Annotated in this window: 11 protein-coding genes; 3 read left to right on the top strand and 8 right to left on the bottom strand. The window is 60.7% G+C overall.

What is annotated here, in order from left to right; translation table 11 throughout:
* Positions 1–6: 6 nt before the first annotated feature.
* The 4 genes from HHL09_RS04245 to HHL09_RS04260 all read right to left on the bottom strand — a co-directional run bounded on the left by HHL09_RS04245 (position 7) and on the right by HHL09_RS04260 (position 4,308).
* The gene (locus tag HHL09_RS04245) at positions 7–576 is read right to left on the bottom strand and encodes a 2'-5' RNA ligase family protein (RefSeq protein ID WP_169453235.1); all 570 of its coding nucleotides are present in this window, start codon (positions 574–576) and stop codon (positions 7–9) included.
* Positions 577–629: 53 nt separating this feature from the next.
* Positions 630–1,610, bottom strand: a complete 981-nt coding sequence (locus HHL09_RS04250; protein WP_169453236.1) for a hypothetical protein — start codon at positions 1,608–1,610, stop codon at positions 630–632.
* 67 nt (positions 1,611–1,677) lie between these two features.
* Entirely contained in the window at positions 1,678–3,273 is a 1,596-nt protein-coding gene (locus HHL09_RS04255; protein ID WP_169453237.1) for a glycoside hydrolase family 76 protein, read from the bottom strand.
* A 261-nt stretch (positions 3,274–3,534) separates the two neighbouring features.
* Entirely contained in the window at positions 3,535–4,308 is a 774-nt protein-coding gene (locus HHL09_RS04260; RefSeq protein WP_169453238.1) for a 3-keto-disaccharide hydrolase, read from the bottom strand.
* 98 nt (positions 4,309–4,406) lie between these two features.
* On the opposite strand from HHL09_RS04260, the gene HHL09_RS04265 reads away from it, so the two are divergent.
* Complete coding sequence (locus tag HHL09_RS04265; protein WP_169453239.1) at positions 4,407–5,309, top strand: helix-turn-helix domain-containing protein; 903 nt, start codon at positions 4,407–4,409, stop codon at positions 5,307–5,309.
* 53 nt (positions 5,310–5,362) lie between these two features.
* Positions 5,363–6,583 (top strand): MFS transporter, encoded by a 1,221-nt coding sequence (locus tag HHL09_RS04270; RefSeq protein ID WP_169453240.1) that lies wholly within the window; start codon positions 5,363–5,365, stop codon positions 6,581–6,583.
* A gap of 72 nt (positions 6,584–6,655) precedes the next feature.
* On the opposite strand, the gene HHL09_RS04275 is transcribed toward HHL09_RS04270, so the two are convergent.
* From HHL09_RS04275 to HHL09_RS04290, 4 genes are all read right to left on the bottom strand, one after another.
* Positions 6,656–8,290: a 3-keto-alpha-glucoside-1,2-lyase-like domain-containing protein gene (locus tag HHL09_RS04275; protein WP_169453241.1), complete on the bottom strand. Its 1,635-nt coding sequence runs from the start codon at positions 8,288–8,290 to the stop codon at positions 6,656–6,658.
* A 173-nt stretch (positions 8,291–8,463) separates the two neighbouring features.
* Positions 8,464–10,488 carry a cytochrome c biogenesis protein gene (locus tag HHL09_RS04280; RefSeq protein ID WP_169453242.1) on the bottom strand — a complete coding sequence of 675 codons (2,025 nt, stop codon included), beginning with the start codon at positions 10,486–10,488 and terminating at the stop codon, positions 8,464–8,466.
* A gap of 1 nt (position 10,489) precedes the next feature.
* Positions 10,490–11,743, bottom strand: a complete 1,254-nt coding sequence (locus tag HHL09_RS04285) for a cytochrome c biogenesis ResB family protein (protein WP_169453243.1) — start codon at positions 11,741–11,743, stop codon at positions 10,490–10,492.
* 33 nt (positions 11,744–11,776) lie between these two features.
* Positions 11,777–12,367 carry a hypothetical protein gene (locus HHL09_RS04290; RefSeq protein WP_169453244.1) on the bottom strand — a complete coding sequence of 197 codons (591 nt, stop codon included), beginning with the start codon at positions 12,365–12,367 and terminating at the stop codon, positions 11,777–11,779.
* 243 nt (positions 12,368–12,610) lie between these two features.
* On the opposite strand from HHL09_RS04290, the gene HHL09_RS04295 reads away from it, so the two are divergent.
* Entirely contained in the window at positions 12,611–13,492 is an 882-nt protein-coding gene (locus HHL09_RS04295; protein WP_169453245.1) for a phosphatidylserine decarboxylase, read from the top strand.
* Positions 13,493–13,501: the final 9 nt, after the last annotated feature.

Genomic DNA, 13,501 nt, shown 5'->3' on the forward strand with positions numbered 1-13,501 from the left:
CTCGTCCTATTTCCCGCTCAAGGGCCAGCGTCCGAGTTCGATGACCTCGGGCTGGTTCTCGATGCTGTGGATCAGTGTAATCTCAGTGACCGGCCAGGTCAGCGGGCCGATCGCTTCCTTTGCCAGCCGCTGCTTGAGGTAGGCCAAGGTCACGTGCGGACTGAAGCTCCCGGTGCCCTTGAGTCCTTGCCTGACCATCTGGCGTTGCAGTTCCTCACGGAGGGTTTTGAGAAGAGGAACCTGGCCGTCCGGGGTGAGCATGAGAACCCCGTTAGGATGCGCCTGAACGTGGGTCAGCAGGAATTCAAAGGGCGCGATCAACTCCGATGCCGCTTCTCCGGCGCGGAGAACGTCCGCTAGCCGCGGAGGCAAGCCAGCGAAGGTGCCGACGTCGAGCAGCGTCAGGTGCAATCGCTCCTCCGGGACAAGCGTCCCCTTGATCCGATGGCGAGCGCCGATATCATCCCGGTAGCGAATGATCTCGCCACCGAGACCGGCTCCGGCGCGCAGCGCGAAATAGATGCTGTGCTTGAGCTCAGGTTTGGCGGAATCCAGAAGCGAAAGTTGCTCGTCCATAAGACCGTCACTAGAGCCCAGCTTGAATGAAGTTCCAGCCCCAAGCGTTGATCTCAATGCTGGCTTGTCAGCGGGGAGCCGCCCATTCGCCCGGTGATACGGGCCAGCTCTGCTTCCGCCCTCTCGCGCATGCGGCCTTCCGGGAACTGGGCGACCCATTCACGGGCTTTTGCCATGTCCTTGAATGCAATGCGCTGGACGATGCCGACGAGGGCATTCTCTTCAAGGGAGCCGTCATGCATGGAATCGATCACCAGCTTCGATGCGGCACGGGGATCTTGGTCCGCCCATGCGCTTGCGACTCCGCCAACGAGCTTCTCGCGCAAAGCGGTATCCGTGATGGCATTCGCCCAAGCGGCGGCGCTTCCGGGATCCTTGGTCGCCCATGCACCTGCGGCTTGATTCAAGAGTTCCTCGGTCGCGGGGATAGTGCCGGCTTCGATCGCCAGGTCGATCGCCTGCTGAGGATCGTGAAATGCCAACTCGCTGCCACAGCCGATCAGTGCCTGCTGCCTCGGGGCTTCCTGCGAAAGCCCTCGTGCCCATGACAGGGCAGCGGCGGGATCGTGCTTGGCCCATGACCCGGCAACGATCCGTGAAGCCTCCACAGGGAGCGGGCCATCGCCGACGAAGGATGCCGCGGCGTGAGGATCACGCTCGGTCCATGCGAGCAGCAGCTTCAGACGGAGATCGCCGGTTTGATCGAGTGATGCCAGTTCGTCCATCACGGCGGCAAAGTCATCGGCGGCGAAGGAATCCACCATCTTATGAAAATTGCTTTCACCATCACCCGCCTCATTGGTCATCGCGGTGCCCCTTGTCGCCTCGAGCAATCGCTGGGCGAGCCTGTGGTGTCGCAGGGGATCCTGCTCCCGCTGCTTCGCGCTCCGGCCGAAACCGAAGGCCGCGTGGCTCCGATCACCGCGGGACTTCCCGTCCCGTGCGGTGGAATGCCGGGCGTGCTGCAGTGCAAGCGCAGCCAGGATCACGGCGGCGAGAAGCAAGGCTCCGGCGAGTCGGCGGGTAAGTTTCACAAATGTGGCAGGTTTCGAGGAAGGGCGCGGGCACCCGGGCGGATGCCCGCGCTGGATCACGGGTAGCTTACTGGATCTTGCATGAGGTCATCTTGTCATTGGGAGTGGTGCCCACCCAGCCGGTGCTGGAACTGAAGGTCCACGAGGTGCCGGTGAAGTTGTCGTTCTCATACATGATCACCGTCCAGCCTGCGGGGATTCTCAATGACGAGGCCCAATCGTTCGGAACGCCGGCCGCCTGGAGCTGTGAAAGGGTATAGTTTCCTTTCGCCAAGGATGCCCCGCGGGATGCTCCGTAGTTCACGTCCTGATAGAAGATCACCGCGGTATTCTCGATCTTGCAGGAGCTCACGACGTCATTGGCCGCGCCGATCCAGTTGGTATCGGCGGTGTAGCTCCAGCTGCTTCCGGTCTGGTTGTCGTCAGCATAGAGCGTCACCTTCCAGCCGCTGGGAACCCGCAAGGAGGTCACCGAGTTGTCGGCGACATTCAGGCCTTGGAGCTGCGATGTGCTGTAGTTCCCCGGTGCGATCAACTGGCTCGGCGCTCCTTGGTAGTCGATATCCTGGCAGAGCATGATCCCTTCGCCATCCGCAGGGATCACTTGCAGGATAAGCGGCATGCTCGCGCAGCCCCATGAATATCGGGTTCCCGTGGGGGTATTGCTGCGCCAGTTGTTCCAGCCCAGATTGTCAGATGTGCGCCGCACGTTCCATGCCGCGTTCGCATTGAGCTGCAGCCAGGGCTGGTAGGTGCTCTGGAGGCCGCGGTCCTTCATGAACTTCGCCATCCAGCGGATGAAGATGCCATTGAAGCCACCGCCATCGCTGTTCTCCGTGGAGTCGGGCAGGATGCCGTTGGTGCAAAGGGTGTTCTTGGTGCAGTTCGCCGCCAAGGTGGCATCGCTGACGTTGCCCAAGAAGTTCGCGGCCCCGATGAAGGTTCCCTGGTTGTAGGTAAAGACCCAGTTGGTGATGACACCACCGGAGCTGATATTGTCATAGACCTGCCCCGTGGAGGCATTGAAGAGCGTGTTCCGGGTCCAGTTGTAGAGGCTCTGGGATTTCGTCAGGTAGCCGGAGTCCCCGGTGATCTGATAGAGCAGGTAGGAGCCAATGGATGCGGGACAATTGATGCACGCATTCTTCGAACCCTTTCCCGTGGTCCACCACAGTCCACCGCCCAAGGCGGTATCATAGGCACGGCTATACATCGCATCGAAGTTCGCCTTGGCGCGATCCCGATAGGAAGTGTTTCCGGTGATTTGATAAGCCCGTGCAAAGGCGATCACCGCCCATGCGATGTCGTCGTTGAAGCTATTGGAAGTCCACAGCGTCCCATATTGCGCCACAAAGCCATTGCACAATGCGGAGACGATATTCTTGTTTCCCTGCGTGGGGTTCCGGTCGTGGGCATCCTCCGCCATTTCCATCTGCTCCGCGAGCGTCCACCAGCCGGGACCGGTGCCCGAACCGGTATCCAGCTTGTAGTAGGCGTTGCCTCCATTGCTCACGTAGAAGGCATTGTTGTAGGAGTTGAATGCGGTATCCGCGTCTGCCGGCCAGAAGGCATTGGCGGGAACGGCACAGGCAATCGATAGGCCCATAGCCAAGCCCAGAGGCTGGAAATGTACGTAGTTCTTCCGTGATGGATGTGTGTGCATCTTTTTGGGTTGTTTGGGTTCTTGGGTTTATTCCCCAACGGCGGATTCCCAGCCGTTAGGGTAAGATCCCACATATCACCCCGCGTTTACCTGCCAAGAAAGATCTAGGACACAATCGATATAAGTTATTCACAAGTAGGCAAAAACGGACACCACGTCCGAATTCACCCCGCGCCGACCGGAGAATAAAGCAATGGCGCTCACTCTTGAGCGCCATTCTTCTTCAATGTTGCAGCCCTAGCAGCGTGGGCAAGAAGCGGATCACTCCGTCTCCTTGAAATCCGTGTCGGCTTTTTCGATGTCCATCTCCTTGATCCAGATATTGCGGAAGCGCACATCGTGGCCTTCGGCCTGGAGCTTAAGGCCCTGCGGCGTGTCGGTAATGCCCTTGCCGTCGTCATTGCCACCATCGACACCGGAATTCGGACCGCCCCAGACCTGGTTGATCGTTTGGTTCACGTGGACCTTCTTGCCGTTGAAGAACATGGTCACCAGCGGCTTCTCCACGAGCTTGCCATCCTTGAATCGCGCGGCGCGGAAGAGAATGTCATAAGCGTTCCACTTTCCGACGCCATTGTAAGCGTGGTAGGGCGACTCGGTTTCATTGATCACGGCACCGAGCCCGTGCTTGGTCTTGTCGCCATCGAGGATCTGGATCTCGTAGCGGTTTTGCAGATAGACCCCGCTGTTCCCGCCTTCCTTGGCGATGTAGAACTCGATGTGCAGGCGGAAATCCTTGTAGGCCTTCTTCGTGACAATGTCGGCAGAGCCATAGTTTCCACCTTTGGCGGCCGGGTCATCGGTCATCACCACGGTGGCACTCTTGTCCGCAGGATCCTCGACGATCTTCCACTTGATCGGGAGCGAGGAGGCAAAGCGCGGTCCCTGCCAGTAGGTCCACTTGGAATCGAGCATCTCGCGGGAGCCATCGAAGACCACCTCGGCGCCTTCGATCGGCTTGGCACCGACGCCGGTTCCGGCATGCACGGCGGAGGCAAGGAGGACGGACGAAAAGGCGAGGAACGGGATTTTCATGGTCCGGCTACTTTCCACCCGGGTCCGGTCTTTCCGCACGCCGGAAAGATGACAGCACTCGCCCCCCGGCGATATTTCCGCTCCAATTCCCTCCATCAATGAGACGCGAAGCGATTCCTGCCGTCGGCCTCGGTGACTACCGGGGCTCGGAGCTTCGCGCGGAAGGCTTCGTGGCGGTGCCCTATCAGGAATCGCGGGCGTGGAATCCCACCTTACTCGCCCCCCACTATCATGACTTCTTCCAAGTCTCCCTGATCCTCGGGGAAGCGCTCCTGATGCACGATTTCCGCGAGCAGCGGGTGCATGGAAACACGCTCTTCTTCCTAAGCCCCGGGCAAGTCCACGCGGCCATCTCCGGAGGGGAAACGGATGGGACCATCCTCTCCTTCACCCGTGAATTTTTCGATGCCGGCGCGGCGGGGTCCCCGAGCTTGCTGCTGGATCTCCCTTTTTTCTACGCACCGGACTTCGCGCCGTGGATGGAAGTGCCGGATCGCGCCCTCGAGGATGTCCGCAGGGTCTTCCGCGAGATTCAAAACGAGTTTGATCAAGCCCGGCCCGGTGCATCGGAGATCGTGCGGGCACTGCTGCGCATCTTGCTGGTAAAAGCCAGCCGCTGGCGCGCGGAGGGCGATGCCTCGCTTCCCTCAAGCCGGTCGAGTGCACTAGCCCGTGATTTCCAGCTGCTGGTAGAGCGTCACTTCCGGGAATGGCAGGCGCTGGAGCCCTACGCCAGAGAGCTGGGAGTGACGAACAATCACCTGAATGATGTGATCCGCGAGACCACCGGTACACCGGCAGGAGAGCATATCCGCAAACGCCGCTTGCTGGATGCGAAGCGGCTGCTCCTTTATTCCGGGCTCAGCGTCTCCGAGATCGGCTTCCGGCTCGGATTCAAGGATCCCTCCTACTTTGCGCGCTTCTTCCGCCGTTACCAAGAGCAGACGCCTGCGGAGTTCCGGGAGGAAATCCGAGAAAAATACCAGAAAGACCCGGCCTAGCACCGGTCGGAAAAATTGCCCGCGGGCAGCTGCCCGGCGATGCTCCCGCCCCCATGCAAGAAACCATTGCCACGGATCCCGAGACCGTGCCGGCAAGGTCGGCCACGGATACTGTCTTCGCGCTGCTGTTCTCCATCAGCATCGCGCACATGCTCAATGACACGATCCAGGCGCTGCTACCTTCCATTTATCCGATCTTGAAGAGCTCGTATCAACTGAGCTTCACGCAGCTCGGGATGATCACCTTCACCTTCCAGCTCACCGCGTCCCTCTTGCAGCCGGTGGTGGGCCTGATCACGGACAAGAGGCCGATGCCCTTCTCCCTGCCGATCGGGATGACCTTCACGCTGATCGGCCTGATCTGCCTGGCGAACTCGACGAGCTTCGCCACGATCCTGATGTCCGCCGCGGCGATCGGCACCGGCTCCGCGGTCTTTCACCCGGAAGCTTCACGGATTGCCTACATGGCAGCTGGCAAGCGGCGCGGTCTGGCGCAGTCGCTGTTCCAAGTGGGCGGCAATGCGGGAAGCGCGATCGGGCCTTTGCTGGCGGCTTTGATCATCGTGCCGCATGGACAACGTTCGATCCTCGCATTCTCTGCGGTGGCGCTGCTGGGTGTGGTGATCCTCACTCTGGTGGGCCGCTGGCAAGGCAGGAACTTCCACCGGATGCGTCCGAAGGCGGCGCGCTCGAACTCGGGCGCAACGTTCTCAAAGCGGACCGTGACGATCGCGCTGGCGGTGCTGGTGGCTTTGACCTTCTCGAAGTATGTCTATCTGGCCTCGCTCACCAGCTACTACACCTTCTACCTGATCGATCGCTTCCACGTGTCCGTGCAGGAGTCGCAGTACTACCTCTTTGTCCTGCTGGCCGCGGTGGCGGTGGGCACCATCGTGGGTGGTCCGGTAGGCGACCGCATCGGGAGGAAGCGGGTCATCTGGGCATCGATTCTGGGAGTGGCCCCGTTCTCGCTGCTGCTCCCGCACGTCGGCTTGGGAATGACGGCCTTCCTGACGGTGATCATCGGGCTCGTTCTGGCTTCCGCGTTCTCGGCGATCCTCGTGTATGCACAGGAACTGCTGCCGGGGAAGGTGGGGATGATCGCGGGCCTGTTCTTCGGCCTGGCTTTCGGGATCGCGGGAATTGGCTCCGCGGTGTTGGGCAATGTGGCCGACCACCACGGGATCAACTTCGTGTTCCAGATCTGTGCCTACCTGCCACTGATCGGGATCCTGACAATCTTCCTGCCGGACATCGAGACGGAGAAGGATTGAGCAAAGGCGAAGGCCTGTGTCCGAACAACACAGGCCTTCAAGGACGGCTCCGCATCCCACGAATGCCCTACATTATTCGGGCGTGACGTTCTCGATCAAGAACGCGGCATCCTGATAGTCGCCGTTGGCGGCTTCTTCGAAGCCGACGAGCCAGGCGTTCTTCATTTCACGGCCTTGGAAGTTGGTGACGGGGAAGACTCGGGCGGTGTGCGGGATCTTGGCTTCGGTCGGCAGCTTGGGATCGGTGAAGGAGGTGTATTGGTGAGCCTTCATGTAGATGGCGAAGGCTTCCGGTGCGGGGTCGAATTCCACGAAGCTCTTACCGCCATCAAGGGGCGGCATAAGGCGCTGGTGGGCATCGGCGATGGCGGAGGAGTCGGCGAGCTTGGCAACCTCGATGAGATCGGTGCTGCCCTTGGCCACGATCCCGATGGGCGTGATGCCGGGCGGCGAGAAGCGGGCCACGGGGGTGATCTTCACTTTCCCCTCCCCTGCTTTCTTGAAGTAGGGAATGGCAACACCATCGCCCAGCTTGTCTGCCTTGGTATCGAGCTCGAGCTTGCTACCACCGACATCCAGCGGGATGCCAAGCGCGTGGACAATGGACTGCAATGACGGCTCGTTCTTCCCTTCGAAGGCAGCGAGGCCGATCCCTTGCAGGATCACGAAGGCACCGCTCTCGGGCGTGCCGATGCGCAAGCCCGCGCTGTAGCGGCCTGCACCGTGAATGGGGCGGAAATGCACTTCGATCTCCATCGTCGCTCCCGGGGCGAGTTCTGCGACGGAGGAAGAGGCACTGAAGGCTCCGGCATCCTTGCCAGTGATGGAGAGGCTTGAGGGAAGCGAGCGATCGAGCGGATTCTTCACGGTCAGCATGGCGCTCCGTGCAGGCTTGTCTTTCACGGCGCTCAGGCTGAGCAGGGTCTTCTCAGGACGCAGCGGTTCATCGAGTTCCTTGATCTCGATCTTGCGGTACTGGAGCTCGGCACCTTCGAACTGCAGGCAGATCTTTCCTTCCTTCAGCGCGCCGCCGGTCAGGTGCTGCATGTGCTCCACGCGCGAGCGGACATGGCCGTTCAGGATGTGCTCGGCGGATTCATCCGCATGCACGATCACCTCCGCGCGGTTCCAGCCGGGATGGTCGTATTCGGGAAAGCGGCCGAAGTAGGTCTGGTTCTTCGCTTTCCGCAAGAAGCCCCCGTTCTCCGGGAGCAAGGAAGCATCGCCCTGTCCCTGCGGGGCCTGATCGGGAAAAGGATGGGCCCAACTGAAGCCGCTCTCCTGGATGAAGATGATGTCCCCACTATCGCCTTCTTGGATCTGATACTCCACGGAGGGCGGCCAGATCTTCTCGATGCCGGATGTGTGGTAGAGCAGGCCGGCATCCCGGATGGCGTCCTTTCGCGGCGCGAATTTCTTCTCAAGCCAGCGGTACTCCAGCGCGAGGTGAAAGCGCGAGAAGGTCTTCTCGTGGGTGATCACGCCAAAGGGGACCTTCGCATCCGGATCACTATCCGCATACATGTGGATGGCCCCATCCCGCACCTGCACGATCCGGTCGGGGTCCTGTCCCACCGGCAGTTTGTCGACGGTGACGGTCCAGCCGCTGAGATCCTTGCCATTGAAAAGGCTTTTCCATTCGCCTTCCGCGTGAACGGGGGCAGTGAGCGCGATCGAGGCAAAGCCGTGGAGGAAGCGGGATCTCATGGGGCAGGAGGAAACAAAAGAGCCTACGCCCCAACAAGGATTAGGTTGTTGGACAGATTGTCATAAAGGACCCGAGTCCGGTGGACGCGCCGGGTGGCGGACAGGAGTATCCGCCTTCCACAGCGGAAGAATCGCCGCAGACCGCCCCACCCTACCGGGGAGCGTCGACTTGCTCAGGCTTCCACGCCCTTCCCACCGATCGCAGCAGGCTCCTCCGATTTCTTGGAGAGGCCGCCACCCGTGCCGAGCTTCTCGACCAAGCAGGCGATGGCACCCCAGAGCATGAAGCCGAGCATGACCCCGTAGAAAATGACCACCCACATCTTTTTGTCGGCAGCGAAGCCGTAGTTGTGCAGGCCGACATTGAGGAAATTCACGTGCCACCAAGAGAAGGCCACCACGATGGCGGTGAAGATCCCGCAGATGTGCAGGCCCCACTCCTTGATGAAGCCGCCAAGACGGGCGTGGAGGATCGCGAGACTCCAGAGAACAATCATCAGCGCGCCGTTTTCCTTCGGGTCCCATCCCCAGAAGCGTCCCCAGGAATCATTTGCCCAGATGCCGCCGAGCACGGTGCCGATCAGGGAAAGCGTGAGGGTGAGACACACACAGCCGTAGACCGCACGCGTCACGGAGCGGCGCAGCGATGCGTCACCGGCATCGAGACCGAGGCTGCGGAGCAGGATGTAAACGATCGAGAGAAGCGCGGTGATCAGCCCGCTGGCGTAGCCCAGCGTGATGGTGATCACGTGGGTGGTAAGCCAATAGTTCGAGCGGAGCACGGCTACCAGCGGGTCCAGGTGGTCCTTGCCCTCGCCCACTTCGAAGCGGCGGGCGAGCACGATGAGGAAGGCAGCGACGATCGGCGTGATGCCGAGCACGAAGCGCTTCCGGGTCATCCACTCCACCAGCAGAGCAAAGCCCACCAAGGCCATGTCGATGAAGATGATGGTATCGTAGAGATTCCCCACCGGCGGGCGGTCCATAATGATGGAGCGCTTCACGATCGGGATGACCAGATAGACGAAGCCGAAGATCATGCAGACGATCGTGGCGCGGTAGCTGAACTTGCCCGCTTTCGACTGACCGGCGAAGAACATCACCGCCGAAAAGATTACCGCGATCAGGAACCAAGCGAGCGCATAGAGGAACCAGTTCTTCTTGAAGTAAGAGGCCTCAAGTGGAACGGACTTATACTCGTTGCGCGCCTCGGCACGAGCGACAACGCCATCTTCCAAAGCAGAGAATTTGTCCCGAAAAGCTCCTTCTCCCGTCTTGAGTGACTGAACGACATCTTCGAGCGCCTTGATGTCCTTCACCGCCTGTTCCGGCTCGCGGGTCATCCCAGTGAAAACGTGGAAGATTCGGTCGCCCGCGCTGAGCCATTTGTCATCATCGGCGTTCGACGGCGGGAACAGGTTCAAACCGTAGCGCGCCGAATTCGCGGCTTGCTCGATCAGCACGCTGATCGTCTGCACCTCGCTGGAAACTTGCTGGCCATTCGCCGCGTTCTGCAGCTCCGCACGGATTTTCGGGGCCGCCTGCATCACCTCGCTCACGGGAAGCAGCTTGCCCTCCGCGGTCGCGGATCCGGGAAGTAGACCATTGCGCGCGAAGTCCATGTAGCTGGTCAGGAACTCATAGTTCCGGACCGTGTAAGCCATTGTCAGCGTCTGCTGCTCGACCGGTTTCAACAGCTTGGGATCGCGCTTCGAGATTTCCTCGTACGCGGAGCCCATCTGCTTGAGTTTCTCGAGGCCGGGCTTCAGGTCATTGTAGCTATAGCGGTCACGGCGGCCTTTCGACTTGATGCCCACGGCATCCAGCACTTCGGCATTGTCCACGCGGAAGGTTGGCAGATCATTCGCAAGCTCCGGACGGAAAAGACAATCCAGCATCCATGCCAGAGGCTCGATGACGACCTTCTTGCCCCCCTCACCGACGATTTCCATCTTCCGGGCACCGTGAAGGCCCAGCATCGTGAAGCCCGCATACGTACCCAGCGGCTTGACGCGACCGCCTTCCTGGATCGGAAGCAGCGCCGCCTTCTCGAGCGTGGCTTCTTCCCATGGCTTGTAGTTCGAAACGGTGCGGGTATCGCCCGTCGCCAGGCTATCCTTGATCGCGAAAAGGGCGATCACGGTGACGGCCGAAAGGCCAATGATGAAAACGATCCAACGTCCGATGATGGCTTTCATTTCAGGCTTGAGGGACAGGATTGGATTTTTTGCGGAAGAGGAAGCCCCAGAGCTTCGTCAGGAAGTGGACACAAAGGCCGAGGCCGACGACGTAGATGCTGTATTCCGGCCACTTATCGGCTGGATTCCGCACGACTTCAAATCCGGAGATGGTTGCCTCCTTCGCGCCGCCGGAGGGGCCATTCATCATCGTGCGCTGGAAGAAGGTGTAGCCAGCATAGCGCATCGGCTCGTTCATCTCGATGAAGACCTTCGATTCGCGGCCATCCTCGATCCGCACGATGTCGCTTTCGAAAACCTTGGGGCGGGTCGTGTTCGGGTGATACTCGGAGCGGGCGTCCTCCAAGCGCACTTGGAAGGGCACCGGCCAGACGCGCTTGTCGATCGAGACCGTAAAAGTGCGGCCATCCGCGGTCACGGTGTAGGGCGCATGAGACTCTACGGCGAGGAGGAAGCCATCGCCATTCTTGCCATCGCGACCGAGCACGCGGGCATGGACGCCCGGAGTGTCCATCTCCGTTTCCTTGTTCGGTTCGCGGCCGAAGAGGTACCAGCCATCCACGATCGGCTCGTTGCGAGTGGGTGCCATCGCGGTTGCGGCCATCGGCTTGGCATTCTGGACGTAGCCTTGGAACTCGAGGTCGAAGGGCAGCTTCGGCAGGCGGACCACGCGGCGGTCCGCGCCTTCGAGGTCACGGTAATAGACGTCTTTTACGAAATGGACCGGGCCTACCAGCTTGCCGTCCTTCACCTCGGTGATCTCCACCGTGGTTTCGGTGAAGGCTTGGGCATAGTCCGCGGTTTTCGGGAAGGCAGATCCTTCCGTTTCGCTGAGCATCATCACGCCGCGCTCTTCCTTGAGTTGAGCGACCCCCCCGGCGACGATCATGAAGATGATGCCGAAGTGGGACATGAGGATGCCGATCTTGTTCCAGCCCTTCCGCATGCGAATGATGCCGCCCAAGGTGAGATTGAGGACGAGCAGGGCGCAGACCCAGTAGCCTCCCGGCAGCGGGGGCAGCTTTTTGCCGGTCAGGCCTTCGCTGATGATACCCGCATCCGGAAAGACGAAGAGACCGCTCGCCTTCGGGGTGAAATATTTCTCAAGGGTCGCATGCAGGCCGTACAAGACCTGTTCCAGGGTGGCGACCCAGGTGAGGATCATCAGGATCACCAGCAACACGGTGGCGAGTCCCAGACCCGAAAAGAAATTGAGAATGCGGAGTGGAATGGACTTCGAGCCGGATGAACTCATCGGGGCAGCAGGTTACGGGGTCCGGGGGCAGGATCATTCACCCCGCTGACGCAGGGTTTTCACGAAGTTTTGGAGAGCTTCCTTCTGGCCGGCCACTTCTTCGGCGGGTCCGGTCATCTTCACGGTGATGATGCGTCCTTGGTCTGCGGCGATGAAGCCGTAGAGCGCTTGGCCGGGGCGGGGCGGCTGACCCATGCCGGGAGCATAGTCCCCGGAGGCTTCCACCCAGACGCCCTCGATCCCGGTGATCTTGTCCTTCGGGAGCTTCGCGACATCGGCGTCACTCAGGGCCGGCAGAGCGAATTGGCCAAGCCAGCGGTTGATATTGTCAGTCAGGCTACCGGAGGCCATGCCCACGGCGATGTCACCGCCGGTTCCGAAGCGATAACTCAGCAGGCGGAAGGAGGTGGCTGGCTGCGCGAGCCAGCTCGGCGGCACTTGTCCGGGGACAAAGGGACCGGTGCCCGGCTCCTCGAAGCGGTCATTGCTGGTGGCATTCAGCTTCGAAGCTTCATCGTGCATCGTGAGGTCACGGCTCTCGTCCACCGTCACCTCCGCCGGCTTGCGGCAAGCAGGAAGGATCAAGGTGAGGCCGAGGCAGGCGGAAAGTGCCCGGATTTTCATCGCGCCGCGGATAGCCCCCGCCTTCGCGACGTGCAAGGCCATTCCGGTGCCCCCGACCGGTCTCGGGAGACGCAAAGTTGCTTCAATCATTGGCTTGAATGGGCGATTCACCCTGAAATAACGCGGATCCGCGGGGAATTTGAACACAGCGGGTGGAAAATGACCTGATTCCCTCCGCCACGGGCCCGCGTGGGAGGAAAAACCTTTCACCCTATTCCTTTTGCTCGCTTAGGTTCGCGGCACGTGAGCGCGATCCGCTATTTCAACCGTCACACCGGCCAAATGGAGACCGAGCAGGTCTATGGCGAGGGATTCCTTCAATTCAGCTACGCCAATCCCTTGGGAGCGCTGCCCCTGCATGTGATGGTGAAGCGCGCCGCCTTCTCGAGATGGTACGGGAAGCGGATGGACGATCCAGCGACCAAGGCAAAGGTGGCACCTTTCATCCAGCAATACGGCCTGGATCCCGTGGAATTCGCCGATGCTCCGGACAGCTACCGGACCTTCAACGAGTTCTTCTACCGCAAGCTGAAGCCATCGGCGCGACCGATCGCGGAGAGCAAGGCGGTGTTTCCTGCCGATGGCCGGCATCTGGGCTTCCAGAAGGCCAGCGAGATCGAGGGGGTCTTCGTGAAGGGCCAGAAGTGGGATTTGGGCAGGCTGCTTGGCGATGATTCACTGGCGGCGAAGTATGCGAATGGCTCGCTGGTGCTTTCCCGTCTCTGCCCGGTGGACTATCACCGCTTCCACTTCCCTGCGTCGGGGACGCCGGGAGAAGTAAGGACGATCGACGGCCCGCTGTTCTCCGTTTCTCCGATCGCGCTGAGACGTCGCCTGGCCTACCTGTGGGAGAACAAGCGGACGGTCACCAAGCTCGAGACGTCTGACATGGGGACGGTGCTGCTGATGGAGATCGGGGCCACTTGCGTGGGATCGATCCATCAAACCTTCACGCCGGGGAAGCCGGTGACGAAAGGCGATGAGAAGGGCTACTTCGCCTTCGGAGGATCGTCGACGATCACGATCTTCGAGCCGGGAGCGGTGACGCTGGCGGCGGACCTGGTAGAGTGGTCGGCGAAGCAGACCGAGCTGTATGCGAAGATCGGCAGCGCAATGGCGGAGTAGGTGATGGGC

It is taken from the genome of Luteolibacter luteus (genome assembly GCF_012913485.1).
GTDB lineage: Bacteria > Verrucomicrobiota > Verrucomicrobiia > Verrucomicrobiales > Akkermansiaceae > Haloferula > Haloferula lutea.